The following is a 26889-nucleotide window of genomic DNA, read 5'->3' as shown; positions in this document are numbered from 1 at the left end:
AGGTTCCGTGGCGTTGACCCCGCGATTGGAACCGGCAGCCGGCGGAGCGGCTGTGATCCGTTTCTCACCCGCGGCATCACCGGCCCGCCGGGCCGCGGAAACTGTGACGCCGTCGGCGCCACAGTCCCAGCCCGGCCAGCGCCGCCAGTCCTGCCAGCGAGAACGAGCCAGAGCCGCCGCTGCCGTCCGCGTACACGACCGGCGGCGGGGCGTCGCCGTCGAAGGAGATGTCTTCCAGCGGCAGCAGGCCGAGGTCGGACGAATCCGCCGCGTCGAAATCGGCGACGAAGCGGTCGTCCCAGGCATCGTAGACCTCGACGAGCACATCGTAGAGGCCCGGCGGGAAACCGGCCACCAGTTCCGCCTCCACCTCGTAATCGTCGCTGGACGACGAACCGCGGATGGTGAAGACATCGGTCTCGTGGATCAGCGTATAGGAGCCGCCCGGCTCGCGCAGCCAGATGTCCGCATAGACGTCCGCTTCGGTGTAATCGGTATCCACGTCGAACGTCACCTGAAGCCACGTGTAGTAGCCGTCCCGGTCCAGGTCGTCGAACAGCCGCGTCTGCGCGTCGTAGATGCGGAAGCCGCAGCAGGAGACGGCACGCTGTTCCGGCGAGGACGGGGCAGTCTTACTATGCTCCGCCGTCGCACCGCCGCCCTCGAACGCCTCCAGGGCCGAGGCCGGGCGGCGCTCGCTGTCGCCGCGTTCCGCGGCGAATCCGTCGGCGGTGCGGGTCTGCGGCTCGATGCCGGATGCGTCCGCGGCGAAAGCCCCGGCCGCGACCGTAAGGGCCGCGGCGACCACCAGTGCGGGGAACCACCGAGCGGGCCAGTCGGGCAACGCGCGTGATGACCGCCGGCCTGCGTGTCTCTTCGCCGTGTGAGATGTGCGTTCCATGTCCGTCTCCCTTGCTCCAGCCATTTCCGATGACGTGGGTACATTGGAACGTCGTTGCGCTGAACGCCGGCTGAACCGCGACGACGGTCAGACCGAGATTCCCCGGCGCAATCCGGTCCGCTATTCTCATGCCCTTTCGCGAACGGGACAGGGGAGGAGCGCCACGTGCAGTCGCTGATCGAATCGGGCCGCATCGTCGACATCGTGCTGGCGGTGCTGGTGCTCGAGGTGTTCCTGCTCGCGTTCTGGCATCGGCGCACCGGCCGCGGTATCGCCGTGTTGCCCGCGATACTGAACGCCGGCGCCGGCGGCAGTCTCGCACTCGCGCTGCGGGCGGCGCTGACCGGCGGCGGCTGGCAGTGGGTCACCGTCTGGTTGTTGTGCGCGCTCGTCTTTCATTCGGCGGATCTGGCGCGGCGCTGGTCGCGGGAGACGGCACGGTGAGCACTGGTCCGTGGAACGATCCTCCGTCGACCGCAGGGTCCACCGCCGTGGTCATCGGTGCGGGCTTCGGCGGGCTCGCCGCCGCCATACGCCTGAGCGCGCGGGGCTATCGCGTGCGGCTGTTCGAGAAGCTCGACGCCCCGGGCGGGCGCGCCTACGTGTTCCGCCAGGACGGCTACACCTTCGATGCCGGGCCCACGATCATCACGGCGCCTTTCCTGCTGGAGGAACTCTGGCAGCTGGCCGGCCGGCGGCTCGAGGACGACGTGAAGATCGTGCCGATGGACCCCTACTATCGCATCCGCTTCGCGGACGGCGACCACTTCGACTACAGCGGCGACGACGAGGCCATGAAGCGGGAGATCGCCCGCTTCAACCCGGCCGACGTGGCGGGTTTCGAACGGTTCCTGGCGGCCAGCGCGAAGCTCTACGACATCGGCTTCGACGAACTGATGGCGGCCTCCTTCGACTCTTTCGGCTCCATGTTCGGATCGCTGCCGGATCTCTTCCGCGCCCAGTTCTACCGCTCTGTGTACGGTCTGGTCTCGCGCTACATCTCGCACCCGAAGCTGCGCCAGGTATTCAGCTTCCATCCGCTGCTGGTCGGCGGCAATCCGTTCACCGCCACCGCGGTCTACGCGCTGATCGCCCAGCTGGAGCGCCGCCACGGCGTGCACTTCGCCATGGGCGGAACCGGCAGCGTGGTGGAAGGCATGGTGGGACTCATCGAATCCCTCGGCGGGGAGATCCGCTACAACGCGCCGGTGCGCGAGATCCTGGTGGAAGGCGGCCGGGCGGCAGGCGTCAGGCTGCGCGACGGCGAGACGGTGGCTGCCGACGTGGTCGTCTCCAGCGCGGACTCGGCCGCAACCTATCGTTATCTGTTGCCCGAACACGTGCGGCCGCGGCGCTGGACGGAGCGCAAGCTCTCCCGCGCCCGCTACTCGATGAGCCTTTTCGTCTGGTACTTCGGCACCGACCGGCGCTACGACGACGTGCCCCATCACATGATCCTGCTGGGGCCGCGCTATCGCGAACTGCTGGACGACATTTTCCGCCGCCAACGGCTGGCGGACGACTTCAGCCTGTATCTGCACCGGCCGACGGCCACGGACCCGTCGCTCGCGCCGTCGGGCGGCGACGCCTTCTACGTGCTCTCGCCGGTGCCGCATCTGGACAGCGGCATCGACTGGTCGGAGACCGCGGAACGCTATCGGGCGGCGATCGCGAAGAGTCTGTCGGAGACCGTGCTGCCGGATCTCGAGCAGCACGTGGTCACGTCAAGGATGATGACGCCGGCGGATTTCCGCGACCGCCTCTGGTCGGTGAAGGGCGCGGCCTTCGGCCTGCAGCCGATCCTGCTGCAGACCGCCTGGTTCCGCCCCCACAACCGCAGCGAGGAGCTCGACGGCCTCTACCTGGTCGGTGCGGGCACCCACCCCGGCGCGGGACTGCCCGGCGTCATCTCGTCGGCGAAGGTACTGGACGAGATCGTCCCGGACCCGCAACCAAGGTAGGAGGGGCTTTAGCCCCGATCCGCTCTTCTGGCTGCGGCATCCTTCTATCGGCTTTGGCCCGCCATCGACTGGGGCGGGCTCCGGGGGACGCTCATGTGGGAGGGCCTTTAGGCCCGATCAATCGCGGCTGAAGCCGCTCCTACCATTGTCCATTGGCTCCAGTCGGCCCGGACGACCCACGCAACCCGCCCCACCCGCTGACGGGCCCGTAGCGGAAAGGCTTGGCATCAGTCAGTAGGCGACACTGACTGGCGCTTCCTTCACGCCACCCCGCACGACGGCCACAATAGAAGGGGATCTGGCAGGAAGAGTCGGGCCTGCAGGCCCTCCTACGACCTGTTAGTTGGGGGAGCCCATGCCGCCGCCGTGCTGCTGCATCGCCTGCTGGGCGAGCTGCTGGTATTCCTGCTGGGCGGTCTGCAGCCGGGAGATCAGCTCGTCGGTCTGCGGGTCCTGCTCCTGCATCGCCGCGACGAGATTCTCGTTCAGCGCCTCGCGCTTCGCCTGGAACTCCTCGTCCTGCATGATCTGGCCCTGGGCCTGCTGCATGGAGGTCATCTCCTGGCGCAGCTGCTGGCGGTTCTGCTGCTGCTCCTCGGCGGACAGCTCGCCACTCTGCATCTCGCCCTGCAGCTCCTCGATGCGGCCGCGGGCCGCCTCGGCATCGTAGCCGGTCTCGGCCATCTTCTCGTCCACGAACGAGATCAGGTCGTCACGTTGCTTGGCGAGCTCGGGATTCGCCTCGATGGTTTTCTCCTGGATCTGCATAAGCTGCTGGTTCAGCTGCTGAATCTCGGCCCGCTTCGCCTGCACCTTCTGGATGAGCTCGTTGCCCTGGCCCTGGGCATTCGGCGCCATCATGCCGCCCGGATGCCCTTCCGGCATCTGCTGGGCGCCGACACTCGCCGCACCGAACACCAGCACGGCGGCGGTCCCGGCGGCGCGAAGGAGGTTCAGCGGACGTAGAAAATTCTGGGACTTCATAGACATGGCGTCGGTACGCTCCTTGTTAAATCGGGGAAGCGCGGCACCGTCGATGCCGCGGCAACAGGCGCGCAGGGTAACAGCCGGACTCGGGGCCGTGTCAAAAACGGCTGCCGGCCGCCGCGCCCGTTCAGGCGCCCTGGAGGCCCAGGTCGGCCCGCACGCTGGCGGCCGCGAGCCGTCCGGACAGTGCTGCCATGGGCACGCCCGGCCCCGGATGCACGCTGCCGCCCGCGAGATAGAGCCCGCGCAGCCGGGAGCGGGAGCCGGGACGCAGGAAGGACGATCGCCAGCCGTGGGTGGGCTGGCCGTACAGGGCGCCGCCGGTCGCGGGAAACAGCACACCGAAATCCGGCGGCGCGGTCGTCAGCATCGCCCCGTCCGCCGGCTCCAGACCCAGCCCGTGGCGTTCGAGCGCGGCGAGGATCCGGCTGCGGCAGCGGGCCACTGTAGCCGCATCCATGTCGCCGGGGGGCGCGTTGGCGAGACAGAAGATGCGCTCCTCGCCGTCGCCGGGCCGCGCCGCCGGCCCACGATCCTGCGCGCAGACGTATACGGTGGGCAACTTCGTCATCGAACCGCGCGCGAAGATGCTGTCGAACTCGTCCGGATAGTCGTCGCCGAAGAAGACCGTGTGATAGGCGAGCGGAAAGCCGCTCGCCCGCGCCCGCGCCGAGAGCGTCAGGGCGGACAGCGACGACGGCGGCGCGACACGGCCGGGCACGGCCCGGCGCACCTCGTCGCCCAGCAGCCCGCCGGCCAGCGCGGCGGCGTCGCCGTTGAAGACCACCGCCTCTGCAGCGAGGCGCTCGCCGCCGTCCACCTCAACGCCGGCGACACTGCCGTCGCCGCCGGTGAGCACACGCGACACGTGACAACCGTAACGCAACTCCGCGCCCGCGGCCTCCGCCGTCCCGGCGAGTGCCTCGGCGAGCCTCTGCATGCCGCCGCGCACCACCCAGACGCCTGCGCGCTCGGCATGGGCGATCAGCATCAGCGTCGCCGGCGCGCGGAAGGGGGAAGAGCCGCAGTAGGTGGAATAGCGGCCGAACAATTGGCGCAGCCGGGGATCGGTGAAATGGCGGCCGAGTTCCGTCCAGAGCGAGCGGAAGGCATTGATCGCCAGCAGGTCCGGCAGACCGCGCAGGCCCAGCTTCCGGGTGAGGCCGAACATGCCGGGACGCTCGGCCCGCATGAACGGCTCGTCCAGCGTCTCGAACACGCGCCGGGAATGACGAGCGAAGCGACGGTAGGCCTCGGCTTCCGCCGCGCCTGCCAGCTCGCCGATGGCGACGGCCGAGCGCTCCACGTCCGCGTACAGGTCGAGCCGGCTGCCGTCCGGCCAGGCATGCCGGGCCAGCAGATCCGCGGCGTCGAGTTGCAGGTGATCGTCGAGCCGCTGCCCGGCGGCGGCGAACAGTTCGTCGAAGACCCGGCGCATCGTGAACACGGTGGGGCCCGAGTCGATCCCCGTCCCGCCGACGCGCACCTCGCGCATCTTCCCGCCGGGCACGCCGTGACGCTCCAGCACGGTCACCGCCGCGCCGGCGGACGCGAGCTCCAGAGCCGCCGCCAGGCCGCCCACGCCTGCGCCGATCACGACGACCCGCGGTCTCGTGCCCATCGAACCTCCCGCTCCGTTGAATCGGCCGACATTATGGACCATTGCGCCGCCTGTACCCGGCGCCGAACGGTGCTAAGCTTTCGGCGGGAGGGGGATGCTCTTGGCCAGTGACACGGCAGACATCGCAGCGACAGGCAGCGGGACGCTGACACCCGCGCTGAGACGCCTTGTGGCCGAGCTCGTCGAGTCGGCCGGCTGCGGCGATGATGCGGGCACCGGGATCCGGCACGTCCCGGCGGCAGGCTACCTGGACCGGGACCGCTTCGAGGCCGAGCGCTCCGCGCTGTTCCGCCGGCTGCCGGTTCCGCTGGCGCCCTCGGCCCTGCTGCCCGCGCCCGGACACGCGGTAACCCACGACGGCCACGGCGTGCCGCTGCTCGTCACCCGCGACCGCGACGGCCGGGCGCACGTGTTCCTGAACGTCTGCCGTCACCGCGGCACCCGCCTCGTCGAGGGCGGCGAGGCCTGCCGCACCGGCGCCCTCGTCTGCCCCTATCACGCGTGGACCTACAATCTGGACGGCAGCCTGCGCGGGCTGCCGCGGCCGGATACGTTCCCGGGCATGGACAAGCGGGACTACGGTCTGGCGGCACTGCCCTGCCACGAAGCCGGCGGACTCGTCTGGGCCGCACTCGATGGCGCCGCGCCGGATTTCGACGCCTTCCTCGGCGAGCTGCCCGCGGACTTCGAGGCGCTGGGCCTGCCCGGCATGCACCTGTACCGGCGCCGCACCCACGACGTGGCGGGTAACTGGAAGCTGATCATGGATGCGTTCCTGGAGTCCTACCACGTGCAGCGACTGCACAAGGACACCATCGCGCCGTTCTTCGCCGACTCCATAACGGCGGGCGACCGGGTCGGGCCCCACTTTCGCAGCGCAGTCGGCCGCGAGGAATTCCTGCGCGCCGCCGACCTCGATTCCCTGGCTCATCTCCGCCACTACGTCACCTTCTCCTACAGCCTGTTCCCGGGCGCGGTGATCATCGTCAGCCCGGACTACATCAACGTGATGCTGCTCTACCCCCGTGCCGTGGACCGCACGCTGGTGGAGGACTTCATGCTCATCCCCGAGCCGCCGGCCGACGACCAGGCCGAGGAGCACTGGGCCCGAAGTTTCGAACTCCTCGACGGCGGGGTGTTCGCGGCGGAGGACTTCCGCGCCGCCCGCCTCGGCCAGGAGGGACTCGCCACCGGTGCCGTCACCGAACTGACGCTCGGCACCGCCGAGGCCGCCGTGGCCGAGTTCCACGCCGAGGTGCAGGCCCGCCTCGGCGACTGATCCGTTCCTCCCCCGTCCCCGTTTGGCGGATTCTTCGTCCTTTTTCCGATCTCTCTCAACAGGGAAGTCATGAACGGCGTCCGCCCGACCGCGGACCGCCACAGAGATCGGAGGAGAACGAACAATGAACCTCTACTTCCGTCTGCTGCGGGCCTACCTCTACGGCCTGCTCGGCGCGGGGATACACCCCGAGGAGCCGGCCGAGAGCCGCTTCCGCGTCTGGTTCAACGACCTGGACGCCTTCGGCCACATGAACAACGGCCGCTATCTGCAGATCATGGATGTGGCGCGGACCGAGTGGATGACCCGAATGGGCGTTATCGCCGCCATGCGCCAGTACGGCTGGGCCGCACTGCTCGGCGGCGGCGTCGTGCGTTTCCGCCATTCGCTGCGGGTGTTTCAGCTCTACCGGGTCCGCACGCGCCTGCTGTACTGGGACCATCGGTGGTTCTTCCTGGAACACGCGTTCATCGACGCCTCGGACCGGTGCGTGGCCGTCGGCACGACTCGGGCCGCAATGCGCTACCGGGGCGAATGGGTGCCTGCCGCCGAGGTGGTCACGGCGGTGCGTCCCGGAGCGGAGCGGCCCGCGCCGCCCGCCTATCTGCGTGACTGGCTGACCCTCGAGAAACGGATCTTCGACACGGCGACGACCCACGCCGCCGAGGCCGGGGCGGTGGCGCCCGGCCTAGCGGGAGCGGAATGATGTTCCTCGACCGCGACTTCACCGAAGGCTTCTTCCGGCGCGTCGTCGCCCGCCCGGTCGTCACGCTGATAGCGGGACTGCTGGTAATCGGCCTCTGCATCGCCGGCCTGACGCGCCTCGTCAAGGACACCTCCGTGGAGGCCTTCATCCCGGACGATCACCCCTCTGTGCTCGCGAACGACCGCGCAGAGGAACTCTTCGGCATCTCCAAGCCGATGGCCATCGCCGTCATGACTACCGACGGCGGCTCGGTCTTCCGCCCGCAGATACTGGAACTGGTGCGCGAGGTCTCGGAGCGCGTGGCGCGTATCCCGAACGTCCGCCCCGATCGCCTGGCGAGCATCGCCACCGAATCCTCGATCCGCGGCGAGGACGGCGCCGTGTACGTGGAGCGCTACGTAGATCGCACCGGCCTGCCCGCCGCAGCGGCCGCCGCCGGCGCCGCAAAGCGCTGGCGCGCGATGCCGCCGCATGTCGATGCGCTGGTGAGCGACGACGAGACCGGCGCCGTCATCATGGCGGAGCTGATCGACGACGATCTCGCCGCCGAGACCTACGAGGCGGTGCGCCAACTCGTGCGCGAATACGACGACGCCCCGGCAGAACTCCTGGTGGCCGGCCCCGCCGCCGTCAGCGGCTACCTCGGGGCCTACATCGACCGGGACGCGCGCAAGCTGCAGCCGCTGGTCTTTCTGCTGGTCCTCGGCTTCATCTATCTCGCCTTCCACCGGGCCACGGCGTTGCTGGGACCCGTGTTCGTAATCCTCGGCTCTGCCGGCGGCGCCCTCGGGATCATGGCCTGGGTCGGCACACCCTACTTCGCCATCACCAACGCCTTGCCGGTGATCCTCGTGGCGATCTCCGTGGCGGACGCCATCCACATCCTCACGGCCTACTACGTGCTCCGCGCCCGGCACCCGGACGGCGAGGCGCGCGAGCAGGTAATCCAGGCCATGGTCGAGATGGCGCGGCCGATTACACTCACGACGCTGACCACCATGGCCGGATTCGCCGGCATCGGCATCGCCTCCATCATGCCGCCCATCACGGCGTTCGCCTGGTACGCCATGCTGGGCGTGGGCCTCGCCTGGGCCTTCTCGGTACTCGTTCTGCCCAACGCGCTGGTTCTGCTGAAGCCCGCGCCCAGTCCCGCGTTCGCCGACTGGCGCATGCGCCGGCCCGACCCGATCGGCCGCTTCTTCGCCCGCATCGGGGACTGGAGCGCCGCGCGGCCCGCGCTGGTACTCGGGACCTTCGCCCTGCTCGTCGTCGTGGCCGGCGCCGGTGCGCTGCAGCTGCGCATCGACCGCTCCCAGGTGGAGAACTTCGCCGCGGACGAGCCCCTGCGCATCGCCGACGAGCGCATCAACGAGCGCTTCGCGGGCACCGCGTTCCTCGACGTGATCGTGGAGGCGGACGAACACGAAGGGCTGCTGACCGGCGAGGCGATGGAGCGGATCCTCGCGCTGCAGGACTACTTCGAGTCGCTGCCCCACGTGCAGAAGACGGTCTCGATAGCGGACTACATCGGACTGCTGCACGGGGCCATCGAGGAGACCGGCACGGCCCGGGTACTGCCGGACGGCGACGACGCCGTCGGCCAGTATCTCTTCCTCTACGAGGTGACCGGGGACCCGGGCGACCTCGCCGAGGAGATCGATGGCGACTACCGCACGGCGCTGGTGCGCGGCGTGCTCGATGCCCACTACTACTCGCAGACGGCGCCCACCGTCCAGGCTCTGCAGCAGTACGTGCGGAAGGAGTTCGACCGAGGCGGGCTGACGGCCACGCTGGCCGGCGACGTCAACATCGGCTACCACTGGATGAGCCGGCTGCAGGACTCCCACTTCCTCAGCGTGGGACTGTCGCTCGCGATGGTGCTCGCCATCTCCTGCCTCACCTTCGGCAGGATCTGGGCCGGCGTGATCGCGCTCATCCCGGTGAGTTTCACGGTGCTCGTGCTCTACGGCGTCATGGGTTATCTCGGCGTGTTCCTCGAGCCCGCCACTTCCATGTTCGCGGCGATATCGGTGGGCGTGGGCGTGGACTTCGCCATCCACCTCATCGACCGCATCCGGCACGCACTGCGGGCTTTCGACGAGGATCTCGGCGAGGCGATTGCGACCGCGATGCCGGGCACCGCCCGCGCCTGCTTCTTCAACGCCGCCGCCCTCGGGCTCGGCTTCGCGGTGCTGCTCACCAGCGAGCTGCCCACGCTGCAGCGCTTCGGCGGCCTGGTGACGGTGGCCGCCTTCGCGAGCTTTCTCACGGCGCTGTTCATCGTGCCCGCGCTGTTCGCCGTCAGGCAGCGGCTTCGGGGCCGGCTGCCGCGAACCGCGTCGGCATCCACCGGCGCGGCGGCAGCGAGCCTCGGGCTCGCACTCGCACTTTCAATCGGCGCGGTGCCGGCGGAGTCACGCGCCGAGACGCCCACCGGCCGGGAGATCGCCGAGCGGGTCGCCGCACGGCCGGAGGGCACCGCGACGGAACGGCTGGTGCAGATCACCGTCGAGCCGCGAAGCGGCCGGAAGATCGAGCACACGGCGGTGATAATGAAGCTCAACGACGAGGAGATGCGGCGCACCCGCATCACCTATACCGCGCCGAAGAGAGGGAGGTGGACTGCGTTCCTCGTCCACGACCGGCACGCCGAGGGCGCCGAGGATGATCGCTGGTTCTATATCCCGGCCGCGCGGCGGTCCCGACGTGTCTCCGCAGGCGAGCGCTGGGAATCGTTCCAGAGCACGGACTTCAGCTACGGCGACATGCAATCGGAGCTCAAGTTCGACCTCGCCGACTACGAGTTCAGTTATGAAGGCCGCGAGGAGGCGGCCGCCGGCGTGCGCCACCGCCTTTCCGGCAGGCCGCGCACCGAGACCATCGCGCGGGAGCTCGGCTACGGCGGCTTCGAGGCCGTCATCGATGCCAATACCTGGCTGCCGCTGTCGATCGACTTCACCGACGTCGACGGCCGGCTGCTGAAGACCGTCACTGTCGCAGCGGTCGAGAACATCGACGGCTACTGGACGGCCACCCGCATCGAGGCGGTGAACCACCAGACGGAGTCGCGGACCGTCTTCGACTTCGAGACGGTCGAGTACCTGGATGACCTCCCCGAGCATCTGTTCCGGCAAGGCAGCCTGCAGCGCGGGCTCCCGGGCTATTAGGGAGACGGCAATGGAGACGGCCATGAGATGCCTGCCTCTGCTCGCACTGCTCGTCCTGACCGGCACGGCCCACGGCGCCGGCAACGCGGAACTGCGCACGGCGCTGCACTACGGCCATGCGACGAGCACGGACGACACGCTGAGCACCCGCCTGGAACTCGAGCCCGCCGTCGAGACCGCACTCGGCGACGGCGCCCGGCTGGTCGCCTCCGCGCGCCTCGTCTGGGACGGCCGCGACCGCCTGGTGCCGGGCGACCCGGATACCGACACCTATGCCCCACTGTCACGGCCGGCAGGCATCGGCGACGAGGTCATCGCGGAACTCCGTGACGCCTACGTCGAGTTCTTCCTGCCCGGCTTACTGCTGCGCTTCGGCAGGCAACAGATCGTCTGGGGCGTCCTCGACGGCCTGAAGGTCATGGACTCGCTCAATCCCCAGCACTTCCGCGAGTTCATCCTGGCGGACTTCGCGGACTCCCGCATCGGCCTCTGGAGCGCCTATGCGGACCTCTTTATCGGCCCGTGGCGCACGGAGTTCGCCTGGATCCCGGATGCCACGGGGCACGAGATCCCGACGGACGGCGCCTGGTTCGAGCTCACCGCACCGCGCTTCCGCTACGGCGCGCCGCCCGGTGCGCCGCGCCTGCCCGTGCGCACGGAGGAACCGGAACACGGCCTGGAAGACTCCGCGTTCGGGCTCCGCCTGTCGCGCATGCTCGGCGGATGGGACCTGTCGCTGGTCGCCCTCTCCGGTTCCGACTTCGAGCCCCTGGGGCGGGTGAAGGTCTCTCCGGCCGGGCCGGTGCTCGAACGCTACTACGAGCGCCGTGAGCTCTACGGACTAAGCGCCGCCTACTCCCTCGGGCGGTTCGTGCTGAGGACGGAACTCGCGTTGCGGCCCGGCCGGGAGTTCAACCTGCGCCGCGACGGCGTGCTCGCCGCCGAGCCGCTGGACCAGCACACGGCAGGACTTGGCGTCGACTTCCGCGGCCCCTTCGACACCTTCGTCAGCCTGCAGTACCTTGTGGACCACGTGCAGTCCGCGCCCGCCGGGCTGGTGCGGCCGGCCACGAACCGGCTCGCCACGCTGTTCCTGCGGCGCAACTTCGCCCAGGACCGGCTGTCGGCGGAGCTGCGCTGGTACGGCGACGTGGGGCAGGGTGACGGCATGCTGCGGGGCGCGCTCACCTGGCTGGTCGGCGACGAGACCAGCCTCGAGGTCGGCTTCGACGCGTTCCACGGAGACGCCGACGGCCTGTTCGGCCAGTTCGCCGACCGCGATCGCATCACCCTCTCGCTGGAGCACTACTACTGATGCCCGGGCGCCCTCGGCAGACGGGGGAGCGCAGCGGCCCCGACCCGGACGTGCGCGAGCGGCTCGTACCCGGCGGCGGCAAGGCGTTGTTCCGGGAGTGCGCGGCCCGACAGGCGGACGCGGCCTCCGGGCGGCGCCGGCAGCTCTACTGCCTCGTCTCCTCCATCAGCTCCGCGATGCGGGAACGCGCGGACGACCAGAATCGCTCGACCGAGCGCTCGGAGACACCGAGCGCCTCGGCCGTCTCGGCGGTCGTCAGGCCGGCGAAGTAGCGGCATTCGAAGACGCGCGCCAGGCGTTCATCCTCCGCCTCCAGAATGCCGAGCATCTCGTCGACTTCCAGCAGGAACTGGGCCTTCTCCTGCGATTCCACCGGCATGACGGACTCGGTCAGCGTCACCTCGCGACCGTCGCGCTTGCCTGCCATGGCGTAGCGGACCTCGTCGACGATGACCTGGCGCATGATCGTGGCCGCCAGCGCGAAGAACTGCCGGCGGTCCTCAGGCTGCAGCTCGCCGCCGGAGAGCAGCTTCAGGAAGGTCTCCTGCACCAGCGTGGTGGCGCCCAGGCCCGGTTTGCCGGCGGTACGGCGGCGGGCCATGGCCTTCAGTTCAGGGTAGAGGACGGCGGCGAGGCGGTCGAGCGCGCCCTGCTCGCCGGCGCGGCATGATTCCAGAAGGATGGTGATCTCGGAGGCCATGGTCAGAGCTTCCCGGACGCTCTGCCTCATGGCAAGCCCGGCGCCGCTCGGCGACTGACGCGCGCCTCAGCGGTCCAGCACGATCCTGGCACGCCCGATGCGTTCCTCATGCAGCGGATACTTTGCGGTCAACCCGGACAGAGCTTCGGCGGCGATCCGGCGTGCGCGATCGAGCTCACCCCGTCTCTGCCAGTACTCCGCCTCCACCACCTGCACGAAATAAGACCATGGATGCTCCGGTGCCGTCGCCGTGCCGAGCGCTGCCCAGTCCAGCGCCTGGCGTGCACAGGCAAGATCGTCTTTTCGCAGGCACAGCGTCGCGTACACCCCCAGCTGCTCCGCCCAATAGATGACGTCCAGATTGTCCTCTTCCACCCTTTCCATGACGCGCGCCCGCAGCTTGCCGAACGCCGCATCCACGTCGCCCCGTGCCAGATCGAACGGCCAGCCACGCTCGCCAAAGGCCGCATAGCCCTCCCCGTCGAAGCCCCAGATCTCGCCGTAGCGGCGCAGACTCTCCTCGAATTCTCGCCGCCCCTGCTCCGGCCGGCCCGCCCTCAACAGGGCCAGACCGTAAGACGATTGCTGCTCCACGACTTCGAAGCTGTCGTCATCCAGCAACTTCCGGGTGAGATCCAGCACCTCCCCATGCAGCTCGGCCGCCGCCGCGTGATCGCCGATCGCCGACAGGCGCCGCGCCTCGTTCGCCATGATGACGCGCCGCGCATTGCGGTCCTCCGGCCGGGACGGATCCGTGGCTGCGAGCGCCAGCCTGTGATTCTCCCCCGCCTCGGCCATCCGTCCCGTGTCTACATACATGAGGCCCAGGTTCACGAGCGGGGTGACCTGATTGCGCGAATCCTCCCCCTCGAAGACCCGGAGTATCCTCAGATGCTCCTCGTAGTGGCGTATGGCATCGCCGAAGCGTGCCTCGTAGTAGGCCAGCGCACCCAGACTGTCGTGTACCGTACCGACGAGCGGATGCGTATCGCCGAAGTTCGCCGTCGCGATTTCCATTGCACGCGAATAGGCCTCCCCGGCCGCTGCGAAATCGCTCATCCTGAGATTGGACCAGCCGATCTGACGCAGCGGATCGATCAGAAGATGACTCATCGGGCTCTCGGTCTCCTCCAGCACGGCCACTGCACGCCGTGCGGCTGCGAGCGCGTCTTCGTGCTTCTGCCACTCGCTGTAGGCGAAGGCCATCTCGTAGTGGGTATCGGCCATCAACCGGCTGCCGTCCGCACCCGGGTTCTCCAGCAATTCCAGCGCCCGCTCGAACTCCTCCACGGCGGCAGCGAACTCGCCCTCGAGCTGCAGGAGCTGACCCACCTGATGGTGATACCGAGCGCGCACAGTCGGCGAAAAATCGTGACTTTCGAGGAGCGGCTCGATCTCCGTCAACATCTGCCTCGCTGTCCTCATGTCCTTGCTCCGCGCGGCGGCCTCTGTCCGGTCGAGCAGGATCTGCATCGCCGCCGAAGGCGATTCAGCGGCGTCCGTCAGGCGGTAAGCCGCCTCGAGAGTCTCCGCGGCCTCCCCGTAATCGCCGAGGACCATTTCGATGGTGCCCTGCACGCGCAGCAATTCCGCGCGGGCGGCGGGCTCCGTCGCAAGTTCGGACTGCACCACGGTAACGGTTTCACGCAGCACGGACTCGATATAAACCGCGCCGCCGACCTGCCGCTCCGCATTCGCTGCGATGAGGCCGGAAAAAGTATCGGAGATCAGCTGCGACATGGTCTGCAGCATGCGGTTCGACGTCTCTGCACGACGCTCGGCCAGCGATCGGGCCTCGGCCAGCGAGTACGTGTACCACAGGCTGCCGCTTATGATCGCGGCCGTCGAGATGACGGTTATCAGGGTGGCCGGCCGATTCCGTGCGACGAGCTTGCGGAAGCGATAGGCGGCACCCTGACCCGCAGCACTGACAGGAAAGCCTCCCAGCCAGGCCTCGAGGTCGCGCTTCAGCGCGTTGGCATCGCTGTAGCGCTCCTCCGGCGCCACGCGCAGGCACTGCTCGATGACAAGGAGCAAATCCCGCGGCAGGCGCCGCCGCAGGTCCGCGGGGATCGGCACCGCGTGCTTCGACGCCGCCCGCTGGATCGCGTCCGACAACGTCTGGTCCGGGTTCAGCGCCTCGCCCGTGAGCATCTCGCAAAACAGGAGTCCGAGCTGGTAGATGTCCGAGCCGATGGTGACTTCGTCGCCGAGGAGCTGCTCGGGGCTCGCGTAGCGCGGCGTCATCGGCGAGAGCCGGGTGAGCGCAGTCACGTCCGGCTCCAGGAGCTTGGCGATGCCGAAGTCGAGGAGCTTCGGGCGGCCGTCCGCATTCACCAGGACGTTGGAAGGCTTGATATCGCGATGTACGATCAGCCGGGCATGTGCGTAGGCGAGCGCGTCGGCAATGCCGATCATCAGTCGGACGACAGCTTCACGGTCCTGCGCGCGCTCCCGGCACCACTCGTCGACGGGAACGCCGTCGACGAGTTCCATGACAATGTAGGGCCAGCCCTCCTCCGTTACCTGGGCGTCGTAGAGCTGGCAGATGTTCGGGTGATTCAGGCCGGCGAGCATGCCCTGCTCGCGCAGGAAACGCTCCCGGAACTCCCGGCTGAGACCGCTCGCCGGCGAGACTTTGATGGCGACGTCGCGCTCGAAGCTGCCGTCGGTGCGCTCGGCGCGATAGACCCGGCTCATGCCGCCCTCTGCGATAAGGGCCGTAATCCGGTAATCACCCAGCTCCCGACCGATCAGCGCCTCGCCGCCGCTTCCGGAAACGCGGGACAGGACGTCCAGTCCTGCCCCGGTCGAGAATGGGTCGTTGTCCCGTTCGTCGGTCATGCCTCGCATCCCCCGCACCGACTTGTCGCGATTCCATTTTCCATATCGGAGTCCACTGTGCAATTTCGTCGCCCCGGTGACGGGCACTACGTATGGTCCGGCCCGGGCCGTTCTGTCATAGCTAGACGACCTGCGCCCCGAACCGACACGAGGTAGTCCGATGTCCGCAGTCAGCAGCGAGCCCGTCCAGTTCGTCCCCTGTCCCCGGGAACGGCCCACCTGTCTCGTGACCTCCGGCGTGCTCGATTCCATCGGCTGCACGCCGCTGATGCTGCTGCGCAGCGCCAGCGAAGAGACCGGCTGCCAGGTCTACGCCAAAGCCGAGTACCTGAACCCCGGAGGCAGCATCAAGGACCGCATCGCCCGGCACATGATCCTGGAGGCGGAGCGGCGCGGCGACCTGGGACCGGACTCGCGCATCCTCGAGGTCACCTCCGGCAACACCGGCATCGCGCTGGCGATGATCGGGGCGATTCGCGGCTATCCGGTAACCATTGTCATGCCGAAGACGGTGAGCGAGGAGCGCCGCCGCATGATCGAGCTGCTGGGCGCCGAGCTGCGGCTGCTGGAGGAGATCAACGACATCCAGGCCGCCGTGCGCGAGAGCGAAGAGGAGGCGGCGCGGGATCCCCGGGTCTTCCTGCCACGCCAGTTCAAGAACGTGGACAACCCGGCGGCCCACGAGATGACCACAGGCCCCGAGATCGTGCGCCAGACGGCCGGGCGGCTGGATGCCTTCGTGATGGGTGTGGGCACCGGCGGCACGCTGATGGGCGTCTCCCGGGCGCTGCGCGGCGCGGACGTGCCGGCGCGTATCGTCGCCGTGGAGCCGAACGAATCCGCCGTCATGTCCGGCGACGTGCCGGGCAGGCACGGCATCCAGGGGCTCGCGGACGGCTTCATCCCGGATCTCGTGGACCTTGGCGAGATCGACGAAGTCGTACGCATCGCCACCGAGGATGCCAAGGCGGCAGCGCGCCGCCTGGCGGCAGAGGAAGGCCTGCTCGTTGGCATCTCCTCCGGCGCCAACGTGCTGGCGGCCATGAAGGTGGCGCGGGAACTCGGCCCCGGCCATACCCTCGTCACGGTGCTGTGCGACCGCGGCGAGCGCTACCTGAGCGTGCCGGCTGCGGGCTGACGCCCCGGACCGGGCGACGCCCGATTTTCCGCCTGGCGCGCGCCATGACGTAGAATGGCGGCAGAACCCCACGAACAACCACACGACGAGGCCTACCGTGAGCAACTTCGATCAGCAACTCGAGAAATTCAGGAACGAAGACGGCTTCATCGCAGCGCTGGACCAGAGCGGCGGCAGCACACCGAAGGCGCTGCGCCTCTACGGCATCGACGAGAATGCCTGGTCCAACGAGGATCAGATGTTCGACCTCGTCCACCAGATGCGCAGCCGCATCATCACCAGCCCGGCTTTCAACGGCGACCGCATCCTGGCCGCCATCCTGTTCGAGAACACCATGGACCGGGAGATCGAGGGCCGGCCCACCGCCGAGTACCTGTGGGAGGTCAAGCGGGTCGTGCCCATCCTGAAGGTGGACAAGGGCCTGGCCGACGAGAAGGACGGCGTCCAGCTCATGAAGCCCATCCCCGGCCTCGACGCGCTGCTGAAAAAGGCGAAGGACAAGGGCATCTTCGGCACCAAGATGCGCTCGGTGATCAAGCAGGCGAACGACGATGGCATCAAGGCCATTGTCGAGCAGCAGTTCGAGGTGGCGAAACAGATCATCGACGCCGGCCTCGTGCCGATCATCGAGCCGGAGGTGGACATCCACTGCCCCGAGAAGACGGAGGCAGAAGCCATCCTGCACCGGCACATCATGGAGCACCTCGACAAGCTCGCAGACGGCAGGCTCGTGATGCTGAAGCTGACGCTGCCGGAGGTGGACAACCTCTACGCCGACTGCATCGACCATCCGAACGTGCTGAAGGTGGTGGCGCTGTCCGGCGGCTACAGCCGCAAGGAGGCCGACGAGCGGCTGAAGAAGCAGCATCGCATGGTAGCGAGCTTCTCGCGGGCGCTCACCGAGGGCCTGTCGGTCAAGCAGAGCGACGACGAGTTCAACGGGATGCTCGACGACGCCATCCAGAGCATCTTCGAGGCATCGAAGACCTGACACCCGGGGATTACAGGTAGGAGGGGCGTTAGCCCCGATCCATCATTCAATCGGGCCTGAAGGCCCTCCTACAAGGCCCTCCCACAGGGAGACGCATGACCAAACGCGGCTGGTCCATCGATTCGCTGGTACTGATCTTCTCGATCATCGTCGTGGCCCAGCTGCTGGTGTATGCCATCCCGCAGGGGCAGTTCGAGCGCCAGCCCTATCCGGACAACCCCGGCCGTTCGATGGTGGTCGAAGGCACCTACGAACCGGTGACCGCCGACGAGCGCGCCGAGATACCGCCCTGGCACTTCCTCATGGCCATCCCGAAGGGCATGGCCGCCGCCCAGGACATCATCTTCCTCATCTTCATCGTCGGCGGCGTTATCGCGATCCTGCGCCGCACCGGCGCCATCGACGCGGTACTGCACAAGTCTGTCGCCCGTCTCGGCGCGAGCCCCTGGATACTGATCGCCGGCTGCCTGGTCATGTTCAGCCTCGGGGCGTTCACGATAGGGATGGGCGAGGAATACGTGCCGCTGGTGCCCATCATCGTGACGATGAGTCTGGCGATGCGCATGGACGCCATCGTGGCGATGGGCATGGTCTGGATCCCCTACGGCATCGGCTGGGCCTGCGCCGGCACCAACCCGTTCGGCGTTATCATCGCGCAGAACATCGCAGGCCTCCCCATCACCTCGGGCTGGCAGTTCCGCCTCGTGATGATGGCCGCCTTCCTGGCCGTGGCCTTCCACCATCTCTACCGCTACGCCCGCCGGGTGCAGCGCGACCCCTCCACCAGCCTGGTGGCGCACGTGGACTACTCCACCGGCTTCGAGCCGCCCCACGACGTCGAGCTCTCGCCGAGCCGCATCGCGGTGCTCGCGGTCTTCGTCGGCGGCATCGTCGGATTCGTCTGGGGCGTACAGGCGTACGGCTGGTACATCCCCGAACTGAACGCGGTGTTCCTGGGCATCGGATTGCTGGCGGCGATCATCGGCCGCATCCCGGCGGGCGAGACGAGCCGGACCTTCATCAGCGGCGCCGCCGACATGACCGCGGCCGCGCTCATGGTGGGCTTCGCCCGCTCCATCGAGGTGGTGCTCTCCGACGGTCAGGTCATCGACACGGTGATCCACGCCATCGCCGGCGTGCTGACGGAACTCGGGCCGGAGGCCTCGGCGGTGGGCATGCTCGCCGTGCAGACCATCTGCAATTTCTTCATCCCTTCCGGTAGCGGCCAGGCCTTCGTGACCATGCCCATCATGTCGCCGCTGGCCACGCTCACCGACGTGCCCCAGCAGACCGCCGTGCTCGCCTACCAGTTCGGCGACGGCTTCACCAACATGGTGATCCCGACCAGCGCGCTGGTAATGGGAGCGCTCGCGCTCGGGCGCATCCCCTACACCGCCTGGGTGCGCTTCATCGTGCCGCTCCTGGTCAAGCTGTTCGCGCTGGCCATTGCTTTCCTCGTGCTGACGATCCACGTCGGCGACGCCGTCGGATTCAATCCGTGAGCGGCGCCGGATGAAGCACCGGCGGACTCTGTGGACGGTGATATCGCTGGCCGCATGCGCGGCGCTGGTGGGCTTCCAGCTGCAGGGGCTCGTCATCGCGGCGGCCATCGCCAAGCTGACGGCCTCCACCGCCTTCATCGTCGTCGCCGTGTCGGCAGGGGCGCCGGAGACGGGGTGGGGCCGAGCGCTGCTCGCCGGTCTGGGCCTGTCCTGGTTCGGCGATGCGTTTCTGCTGGGCACCACCGACTCCTGGTTCCTGCTCGGACTGGTCGCCTTCCTGCTCGGGCACCTCGCTTATCTGACCGCGTTCCTGCTGCGCGGCGTCGATCTCGGCTGGGTGGCGGGCGCGGCGGTCGCGGTGCTGCTCTTCTCCAGCGGCGTCGCCATCTGGCTCATGCCCCACGTGGGCGACGGGATGCGCATCCCGGTGCTCGCCTATCTCGTCGTCATCAATCTCATGGTGATCGGCGCCGTCGGCGCCCGCGGGGCAGGAGCCACCTGGCTGCTGCCGGTCGGCGCAATGGCCTTCTACTTCTCGGATCTGGGCGTCGCCGCGCGGCAGTTCCTGGCGCCGGAGTTCCCGCCGTACGTCTGGAGCCTGCCGCTCTACTACGCCGGACAGCTCATGCTCGCCTGGAGCCCGGCGGGCCGCGGTCCGATCAGCCCCCCACGATCCCCGCCCCGATAATCTCGCCGAGGCGGCGGGTCAGCTCCCGGTTCTCCCGGTAGTCCACCGGGGCCACCACCAGGCTCGGCCCCTTCTCCGCGAAGGCCGCCTCCAGCGTCGAGCGGAACTCGGCCGAGCGCTCGACCCGGTGCCCGCCCCAGCCGAAGGACTCCGCAAGCTTCAGCCAGTCCGGGTTACCGAAGCCCAGCGCGGTGTGGCGGCCGAACTCGTCCTCCTGCTTCCAGCTGATCAGGCCGTAGCCGCCGTCCTCCCACACCAGCATGACGATGTCGCTGGCGAGCCGCCGTGCCGTCTCCATCTCCTGCACGTTCATCAGGAAGCCGCCGTCGCCGGCGATGCCGAGCACCTTGCGGTCCGGATGCACGATGTTCGCGGCGATGGCCCCGGGCAGGGCCGAGCCCATGGAGCAGAATCCGTTCGGTATCAGGCAGGTGTTGGGTTCGTGGCAGTGGTAGTGGCGGGCGATCCACATCTTGTGGGCCCCCACGTCGGATAACAGGATGTCCGAGGGGCCCATCACCTGGCGGGCATCCCAGAGCATCTTCTGGGGCCGGATGACGCCCTCCGTATCGTCGTCGGAGTAGGCGGCGAGCTCCTCGGTCATGCGTCTGCGGACCGCCCGCTGGGAAGCCAGGTCGAAGTCCGGCAGGCCACGCCCGCGCACCCGCTCGTTCAGCATCCAGAGTGTGTGGGCGAGGTCGCCCACCAGTTCCACCTCGGGGTGATAGTGCTGGTCGATCTCCGCCGGCAGGAAGTCGGCGTGGATGATGGTCTTGTCCCGGTTCGGATTCCACAGCCGCGGGTGGTATTCGACCATGTCGAAGCCGAGCGTGATGACGAGATCCGCCTCGTCGATGGCGAGCGTCGGGATGTCCTTGGCACCGAGACCGATCGTGTAGAGGCAGTAGTCGGCGTCCATGTCCACGGCGCCCTTGGCCATGAACGTGCTCAGCACGCCGATGCCGGTGGACTCGCAGAAGACCCTAAGCTGCTTCGAGGCACGGCGGCGGATGGCACCGTTTCCCGCGATGATCACCGGTCGCTTCGCCTCGGCCAGCATGGCGAAGGCCCGGTCGGCGATCTTGTCGTCGGGGCCGGGACGGCGGAAGCGCCGCGGTTCCATCGGCTCGGCCTCGACGTCCCGCTTGGCCACGTCCTCGGGCAGCTCGATGTGCACGGCGCCCGGCTTCTCGGTGCGCGCAAGCCGGACGGCCTTCCTCACGATCTCGGGGATGGTGCGGGCGTTGTGGATGGTGGTGGCCCACTTCGTGACCGGCTCGAACATGCCGACCACGTCCATGATCTGGTGGGATTCCTTGTGCAGGCGCAGCGTCGAGCCCTGACCCGTGAGCACCAGCATGGGTGCGCGGTCCATGTTGGAGTCGGCGACGCCCGTGATGAGGTTTGTCGCGCCGGGCCCCAGCGTCCCCAGACAACGGCCGGATTACCGGTGAGGCGCCCGTAGATCTCCGCCATGAAGGCGGCGCCCTGCTCGTGACGGGTCAGCACGAATCGGATCTTCTCGCTTCCCTCCAGCGAGAGCATGAAGTCCGCGTTCTCCTCGCCGGGCACACCGAAGATGTATTCGATGCCCTCGGCCTCGAGACAACGGACCAGCAGGTCGGACGCCTTCATTCATCGATCCTCTGTTACGACTCGGGTTATTCGTGCTGTCGTGGGTTTCCGATGTCGCATGATAGACGCGAAGCCCGTTACCATCATCCCGGGTGTATGATCGCAGCGGGGGTGGCGTATGCGTGAGGCCGACGACGAATACGACTGGATTGTGATCGGATCGGGGTTCGGCGGCAGCGTCGCCGCCCTGCGTCTGACCGAGAAGGGCTATCGGGTGGCGGTACTCGAGAGCGGGCCGCGCTATCGGGACGAGGATTTTGCCGCCTCTGCCTGGAATCTGCGCCGCTTCCTCTGGGCGCCTGCCATCGGGCTGCGTGGCATCATGCGACTCGTCCCGTTCAGCGACGTATTCATCGCGGCAGGCGCCGGTGTCGGCGGCGGTAGCCTGGTCTACGCCAATACCCTCTACCGGGCGGCGCCTCCGTTCTTCGCCAATCCGCAATGGTCCGATCTCGCCGATTGGTCCGCCGCACTGAAACCCCATTACGACACCGCCGAGCGGATGCTGGGGGTGACCGAGGTACCGTTCGAGAGTCCCGGCGACGATCTGCTGCGCTCCATCGCCGAGGAATTCGGCACCGGGGAGACCTTCCGCCGGACCCCTGTCGGCGTCTACTTCGGAGAGCCCGGCAAGACCGTGGACGATCCGTATTTCGACGGCGAAGGACCGCCTCGCACGGGGTGTACGCGCTGCGGTGCATGCATGGTCGGATGCCGGGAGGGCGCCAAGAACACGCTGGTGAAGAATTACCTGCATCTTGCCGAGAAGCGCGGCGCCACGATCATCCCGGACTCCGAGGTCACCGATATCCGCCCGGACGGACGGCCGGATGGCAGCGATGGCTACATACTCACCGCAGCGCGGCCGGGGGCCTGGCTGCGACGCAACGGCCGACGCTATCGGGCCGCCGGTGTGGTCGTGGCAGCGGGCGCGCTCGGCACAAACCGGCTGCTGGCCAACTGCAAGCACCGTGGCTCGCTGCCACGCATCAGCGATCGTCTGGGTCAGCTGGTGCGCACCAACAGCGAGTCCGTGCTCGCGGTCACGCTGCCGGACGAATCGCAGAACATCTGGAACAGTGTCGCCATCAGCGCCAGCATCCACGTCGACCAAGACACCCATATCGAAGTGGTGACCTACGGGCGGCGGGGGGACTTCATGGGCACGCTGTTCACGCTGCTGACCGGCAACGGAACCCGACTCACGCGGCCGTTGATGCTGGCCGGCCAGGCGGTACGCCATCCGGTGCGCTTTCTGAAATCGCTGTGGCCCATAGGCTGGGCCCGCCGAACCGTCGTGCTGCTGGTAATGCAGACGCTGGACAACGCCATCAGCTTCGAGGCCGTGCCGCGGCGCTTCGGAACAGGCGTCCGCCTGAACACCGCCCAGGATCCCGAGAAACCCAACCCCACCTATATCGAGGCCGCCAACCGGGCCGCCGCCTGGCTGGCCGAGCGAACCGGCGGCCTGCCTCAAAGCATGCTGATGGAGGCTCTGGCGAACATACCGACCACCGCGCACATCCTCGGCGGTGCCGTCATCGGGCGTGATGAAAACACCGGTGTAATCGACAGCCGGCAGCGCGTTTTCGGTTACCGCAATCTGCTGGTCTGCGACGGCGCAGCCGTGCCCGCCAATCCGGGCGTCAATCCGTCGCTGACGATTACGGCCATGGCTGAGCACGCCATGGCGTCGGTACCCGAGCACGAGCGGGGAAGCACCTGAACGGACGGAAGCATCCCGATGGGCTCATATCACAAGATCATGGTGCCGGTGGACCTCGCCCACCTCGACAGTCTCGACAAGGCACTGCGCACCGCCGCCGACCTGGCCGCGGGTTATCGCATACCGGTTTGCTATGTCAGCGTGGCGCCCGGGGCGGCGCCCCTCACCGCAGCGCAAGCGGACGAGTTCCGGGAGGCGCTCGACACCTTCGCCCTCGACCAGGCGGAGCGGCACGGCTTCGAGGCGACCGCGAGGGCGGTCATACCGGAAGACGACAGCCTGGACGTGCGTGAAGCGCTCATGCGGGCGCTCGAGGAGAGCGGTGCCGACCTGGTGGTCATGGCATCCCATATCCCTGACGTGGACGACCGTATGTTCGCCTCCAACGCGGCCTACGTGGCATCCAGCGCCCCGATCACTGTCATGGTCGTGCGCTGACCCGGCGCCTAGCTGCGGCCGTCCGACGCCTCCGCGTCGTCGCCCAGCTCCAGCCGGAGCTGCAGCAGTTCGCGCAGATCGTCCACGGAGACGACACCCAGCAGACGGCCGTCCTCCACCACCAGCCGCTGCCGGCCGGCGGACGCGCCGAACAGGCTGGCGGCGAGGTCGGTGAGTTCCTCGTCCGGGCGGACGGTGTTCTCGTCGGAGCAGGAGTCGACGATATCGGCGACAGCCGTCTGCTCCCACTGCTCCTCGGGGATCTCCTTCACCCGCTCCACGGTGGCGCAGCCCTTGAGCTCGCCCTCCTGTACCACGGGAAACAGGCGGGAGCGGTAACGGTAGACGTAGTCGTCGACGAAATCCCGCAGGCTCAGCGAGCGTTCCACGGTCACCGGGTCGGTATTCATCACGTCCCGCGCCCGGCGGCCCTCCAGCAGCTGCTGCACGATGAGCTGGCGGTAGGAGCCTTTGGCTGCCCCGCGCACGAACAGCCCGATCAGGATGTACCACATGCCGCCCACGAAGAAGCCCTGTATCAGCGACAGAACGCCCAGGAAGATCAGGATGAGACCGAAGCCCGAACCCATGTTGCTGGCGATGCGCGTCGCATCGCGGATGTCATTGCGCCAGGCCCAGAGGGCCGCCCGGAGCATCCGCCCACCGTCCAGCGGGTAGGCCGGGATCAGGTTGAAGACGGCCAGGGCCACGTTGATCACCGCGAGGTAGTAGAGCACGCCGGTCACGGGCGTCGGCAGGCCGGACGCCTCCGCCCCCGCGTGCAGCACCCAGCAGATGCCCGCCAGCACCAGGCTCGAGAGCGGGCCGGCGCCGGCCATCAGCAGCTCCACCTTCGGCTCCTTCGGCTCGTGGCGCATCTCCGCCACGCCACCGAACACGAACAGTGTGATGCCGCCCATTCTCAGGCCGTAATAGCGGGCCACCAGGGAATGGGACAGCTCGTGGAAGACGATGGAGAGCAGTATCCCGAAGGCCCCGGCAATGCCCATCCACCAGCGGGTCTGCGTCGCCAGGTCGGGGTAACGCTCCGGGAAGAAGCCCTCGGCGAGGGTCCAGGTGATCAGGAGCGCCAGCAGCAGCCAGGTGAGATTCAGCTTCACCTCGAAGCCGAAGATGGTGAACAACGGGAAGCCGCGGGCGATCAGGGGTTTCTTTTGATTGTCAGCCATGGTCCGACGGTAACAGATCGAGCCGGCCGGCCGCTGCCGTGGGACTTACATACCGGAATCCGAGTACGACCAGGGCACGGCGGCCTCGAGCTCGTAGGCCAGCTCGAGCAGCCGACGCTCCTCGCCCATGCCGGCGGCGAACTGCACGCCAATGGGCAGCCCCTCGACGCTATGGCCGAGCGGCAGCGAGATGGCCGGTGTGCCGGCCACGTTCTGCACCGGCGTGAACGCCGCGTAGTGCATCAGACGCTCCGCGGCCGTGTCGAAGTCGATGTCCAGTGCCAGGTAGCCCAGCGGCACCGGCGGCCGCGCCAGCACCGGGGTCACGATGACGTCGCAGTCGGCATAGCGCCGCCGGTGTTCCTCGCCGAAGCGGCGCAGCCGGCGGATCGCGCCGGGGCTGCGCCAGAAGTTCCGCAGATAATGCCGGCTCAACTGCAGCGTGAGCGGCTCGAGTTCGCGCCGGTCGAAGCCGCGGCCGAACGCGAATCGGCCGAGGAAGCGGATGGCCGTGGCCAGGCGGGCCCAGTACAGGAAGAAGTCCCCGGCCATACGGGCATCCGCGAGCGCGGGGATCTCCTTTACCCGGTGACCCAGCCGGCGACAGACGGATGCGGCATTCTCGACCGCCGCGACGACTTCGGGGTGGCACTCGGCTCCGAGCGGATGGCGCGTCGTAAAACCGATGCGAAGCCGCGTGGCGGACGGGCCGTCGACGTAACCGAGGGACGACAGGCCGGCGCCGGCGCGGTGCTTCTCGGCCTCCGCATAGAAGGCGGCGGTGTCGCGGACGCTGCGTGTCAGCACGCCTTCGGCGATGATGTCGACGGGTAGCCGTTCGGCGAGTTCCACCGTGAGCAGACGGCCACGGGAGGGCTTCAGCCCGACGAGACCACAGCAGGACGCGGGGATGCGCGTGGACCCGCCGCCGTCGTTGCCGTGGGCGATGGGGACGACGCCCGCCGCCACCAGCGCCGCCGACCCGCCCGACGAGCCGCCGGTGGAATGGCGCGTGTTCCAGGGGTTGCGCGTCGGCGGAGCCCAGGTGCGCTCCGTCGTGGCCGTGAGGCCGAACTCCGGCAGGGCGGTCTTGGCGATGGCGAGGAGCCCGGTCGAGCGAAACTGGGCGGTGATGGGGCTGTCGGCGTCGTAGCTGCGCTCCGGGGTGGCACGCGATCCGTGGCGGGTCACCATACCGGCGAGATCCACGTTGTCCTTGATGGCGGAGGGCACGCCGGCGAGCAACCCGCCGCCGATCGCGCCCGCCGCCTCCTGCCTGGCCTGCTCGAAGCGGGGAGCCGCCACCGCATTGAGCACCCCCTCGACGGCACGCAGTCTCGCGATGGCCGCCGCCACCGCATCGGCCGCGCTGATGTCCCCGGCTGCTATCCGCCCGGCGACGCCGACGGCGTCGAGATCGCCGAGTGCATCATCGGTCGGTGCGTGTACTTGCGGTCGTTGTCTCATGGAGCAGCTCCCGAACTTCCTCGTCGCTGGTCTGGCCGAAATCGCTGTACCAGTAGCCGACGGCCATGTAGGGCGACGGGGTGTCCAGACAGACGACTTCGTCGGCTTCCTGCCCCATGTCTGCCGCAGCCTCGGTGGACGCTGTTGGCACCGCGACAATAATACGTTCGGCGCCGAGCTTGCGCACCGCTCTCACGGCCGCGAGCATGGTGGAACCGGTCGCCATGCCGTCGTCGACCAGGATGACCTCGCGGCCACCGACGTCCAGCGGCGGCCGGTCGCCGCGGTAGGCCCTTTCCCGGCGCTCGAGTTCCGCCTGCTCGCGTTCCACGACGGGGCGCAGGTCTTCCGCGTCGAGCCCGGTCATGCCCATGACGCGGTCCGACAGTACCTGCACGCCGCCCGAGGCAATGGCGCCGGCGGCCAGTTCCGGCTGGCCCGGCACGCCCACCTTGCGGACGACGAGCACGTCCAGTTCCCCTTCGAGTGCTTTCGCGACCTCGGCGGCCACCGGGACACCGCCCCGCGGCAGGCCGAGCACGAGCGGTGAGCGGGCCGTGGTCCGCCGGCCGAGCTCCTTCCCGAGCTCGCGGCCGGCCTGCCTCCGGTCTGCGAATACCGTCATCTCGCTCT

Annotated in this window: 20 protein-coding genes and 1 pseudogene; 12 read left to right on the top strand and 9 right to left on the bottom strand. The window is 68.4% G+C overall.

Features of this window, described 5'->3' with window-relative positions; genetic code table 11:
- Window positions 1-76 precede the first annotated feature (76 nt).
- Window positions 77-901: a choice-of-anchor H family protein gene (locus ACJMKZ_RS00720; protein WP_405231234.1), complete on the bottom strand. Its 825-nt coding sequence runs from the start codon at window positions 899-901 to the stop codon at window positions 77-79.
- Window positions 902-1066: 165 nt separating this feature from the next.
- Between ACJMKZ_RS00720 and ACJMKZ_RS00715 the strand changes: the two genes are divergently transcribed.
- Complete coding sequence (locus ACJMKZ_RS00715; protein ID WP_405231233.1) at window positions 1067-1345, top strand: hypothetical protein; 279 nt, start codon at window positions 1067-1069, stop codon at window positions 1343-1345.
- Window positions 1342-2862 carry a phytoene desaturase gene (locus ACJMKZ_RS00710; RefSeq protein ID WP_405231231.1) on the top strand — a complete coding sequence of 507 codons (1521 nt, stop codon included), beginning with the start codon at window positions 1342-1344 and terminating at the stop codon, window positions 2860-2862. The genes ACJMKZ_RS00715 and ACJMKZ_RS00710 overlap by 4 nt, the downstream gene beginning before the upstream one ends.
- 339 nt (window positions 2863-3201) lie before the next feature.
- Here the strand turns inward: ACJMKZ_RS00710 and ACJMKZ_RS00705 are convergent, their stop codons facing one another.
- The gene (locus tag ACJMKZ_RS00705; RefSeq protein WP_405231230.1) at window positions 3202-3852 is read right to left on the bottom strand and encodes a hypothetical protein; all 651 of its coding nucleotides are present in this window, start codon (window positions 3850-3852) and stop codon (window positions 3202-3204) included.
- Between the two features lie 124 nt (window positions 3853-3976).
- On the bottom strand, window positions 3977-5470 hold the full coding sequence (gene crtD, locus ACJMKZ_RS00700; protein ID WP_405231228.1) for a 1-hydroxycarotenoid 3,4-desaturase CrtD: 1494 nt from the start codon (window positions 5468-5470) through the stop codon (window positions 3977-3979).
- Between the two features lie 100 nt (window positions 5471-5570).
- On the opposite strand from crtD, the gene ACJMKZ_RS00695 reads away from it, so the two are divergent.
- The 4 genes from ACJMKZ_RS00695 (at window position 5571) to ACJMKZ_RS00680 (ending at window position 11937) form a co-directional block, all read left to right on the top strand.
- A complete protein-coding gene (locus ACJMKZ_RS00695; RefSeq protein WP_405231226.1) occupies window positions 5571-6749 on the top strand; it encodes an aromatic ring-hydroxylating oxygenase subunit alpha in 1179 nt (392 codons plus the stop codon).
- Window positions 6750-6873: 124 nt separating this feature from the next.
- Window positions 6874-7455, top strand: a complete 582-nt coding sequence (locus tag ACJMKZ_RS00690) for an acyl-CoA thioesterase (RefSeq protein ID WP_405231224.1) — start codon at window positions 6874-6876, stop codon at window positions 7453-7455.
- The gene (locus ACJMKZ_RS00685) at window positions 7452-10622 is read left to right on the top strand and encodes an outer membrane lipoprotein-sorting protein (RefSeq protein ID WP_405231222.1); all 3171 of its coding nucleotides are present in this window, start codon (window positions 7452-7454) and stop codon (window positions 10620-10622) included. Before ACJMKZ_RS00690 ends, ACJMKZ_RS00685 begins: the two co-directional genes overlap by 4 nt.
- 22 nt (window positions 10623-10644) lie before the next feature.
- Complete coding sequence (locus ACJMKZ_RS00680) at window positions 10645-11937, top strand: DUF1302 family protein (protein WP_405231220.1); 1293 nt, start codon at window positions 10645-10647, stop codon at window positions 11935-11937.
- 145 nt (window positions 11938-12082) lie between these two features.
- Here the strand turns inward: ACJMKZ_RS00680 and ACJMKZ_RS00675 are convergent, their stop codons facing one another.
- Both ACJMKZ_RS00675 and ACJMKZ_RS00670 read right to left on the bottom strand, forming a co-directional pair.
- Window positions 12083-12667, bottom strand: a complete 585-nt coding sequence (locus ACJMKZ_RS00675; RefSeq protein WP_405231218.1) for an ECF-type sigma factor — start codon at window positions 12665-12667, stop codon at window positions 12083-12085.
- Window positions 12668-12703: 36 nt separating this feature from the next.
- Complete coding sequence (locus ACJMKZ_RS00670) at window positions 12704-15481, bottom strand: serine/threonine-protein kinase (protein WP_405231216.1); 2778 nt, start codon at window positions 15479-15481, stop codon at window positions 12704-12706.
- A 160-nt stretch (window positions 15482-15641) separates the two neighbouring features.
- Here ACJMKZ_RS00670 and cysK point away from each other — a divergent pair, with 160 nt between their 5' ends.
- From cysK to ACJMKZ_RS00650, 4 genes are all read left to right on the top strand, one after another.
- On the top strand, window positions 15642-16619 hold the full coding sequence (gene cysK / locus ACJMKZ_RS00665; protein ID WP_405231214.1) for a cysteine synthase A: 978 nt from the start codon (window positions 15642-15644) through the stop codon (window positions 16617-16619).
- Window positions 16620-16716: 97 nt separating this feature from the next.
- The gene (locus ACJMKZ_RS00660) at window positions 16717-17610 is read left to right on the top strand and encodes a fructose bisphosphate aldolase (RefSeq protein WP_405231213.1); all 894 of its coding nucleotides are present in this window, start codon (window positions 16717-16719) and stop codon (window positions 17608-17610) included.
- A gap of 95 nt (window positions 17611-17705) precedes the next feature.
- Window positions 17706-19112 (top strand): YfcC family protein, encoded by a 1407-nt coding sequence (locus tag ACJMKZ_RS00655; RefSeq protein WP_405231211.1) that lies wholly within the window; start codon window positions 17706-17708, stop codon window positions 19110-19112.
- 10 nt (window positions 19113-19122) lie between these two features.
- Window positions 19123-19800 (top strand): lysoplasmalogenase, encoded by a 678-nt coding sequence (locus ACJMKZ_RS00650; protein ID WP_405231209.1) that lies wholly within the window; start codon window positions 19123-19125, stop codon window positions 19798-19800.
- Here ACJMKZ_RS00650 and ACJMKZ_RS00645 read toward each other — a convergent pair.
- Window positions 19772-21435, bottom strand: a pseudogene (locus tag ACJMKZ_RS00645) (acetolactate synthase large subunit). The gene ACJMKZ_RS00650 and the pseudogene ACJMKZ_RS00645 overlap by 29 nt on opposite strands.
- 118 nt (window positions 21436-21553) lie before the next feature.
- Between ACJMKZ_RS00645 and ACJMKZ_RS00640 the strand changes: the two are divergent.
- Window positions 21554-23161, top strand: coding sequence for a GMC oxidoreductase (locus tag ACJMKZ_RS00640; protein ID WP_405231207.1), 1608 nt, complete (start codon window positions 21554-21556; stop codon window positions 23159-23161).
- Window positions 23162-23179: 18 nt separating this feature from the next.
- Complete coding sequence (locus ACJMKZ_RS00635; protein ID WP_405231205.1) at window positions 23180-23599, top strand: universal stress protein; 420 nt, start codon at window positions 23180-23182, stop codon at window positions 23597-23599.
- 8 nt (window positions 23600-23607) lie between these two features.
- On the opposite strand, the gene ACJMKZ_RS00630 is transcribed toward ACJMKZ_RS00635, so the two are convergent.
- The 3 genes from ACJMKZ_RS00630 to ACJMKZ_RS00620 are packed head-to-tail and all read right to left on the bottom strand — an operon-like array spanning window position 23608 to window position 26881.
- Window positions 23608-24789 (bottom strand): site-2 protease family protein, encoded by a 1182-nt coding sequence (locus ACJMKZ_RS00630; RefSeq protein ID WP_405231203.1) that lies wholly within the window; start codon window positions 24787-24789, stop codon window positions 23608-23610.
- A gap of 45 nt (window positions 24790-24834) precedes the next feature.
- On the bottom strand, window positions 24835-26256 hold the full coding sequence (locus ACJMKZ_RS00625; protein ID WP_405231201.1) for an amidase: 1422 nt from the start codon (window positions 26254-26256) through the stop codon (window positions 24835-24837).
- Window positions 26219-26881 carry a phosphoribosyltransferase gene (locus ACJMKZ_RS00620; protein ID WP_405231199.1) on the bottom strand — a complete coding sequence of 221 codons (663 nt, stop codon included), beginning with the start codon at window positions 26879-26881 and terminating at the stop codon, window positions 26219-26221. The genes ACJMKZ_RS00625 and ACJMKZ_RS00620 overlap by 38 nt, the downstream gene beginning before the upstream one ends.
- Window positions 26882-26889: the final 8 nt, after the last annotated feature.

Origin of the sequence: Lentisalinibacter salinarum (assembly GCF_040706555.1) — a bacterium.
GTDB classification, from domain to species: Bacteria; Pseudomonadota; Gammaproteobacteria; order Steroidobacterales; family Woeseiaceae; genus Lentisalinibacter; species Lentisalinibacter salinarum.
This window is presented reverse-complemented; position numbering and strand designations above follow the sequence as displayed.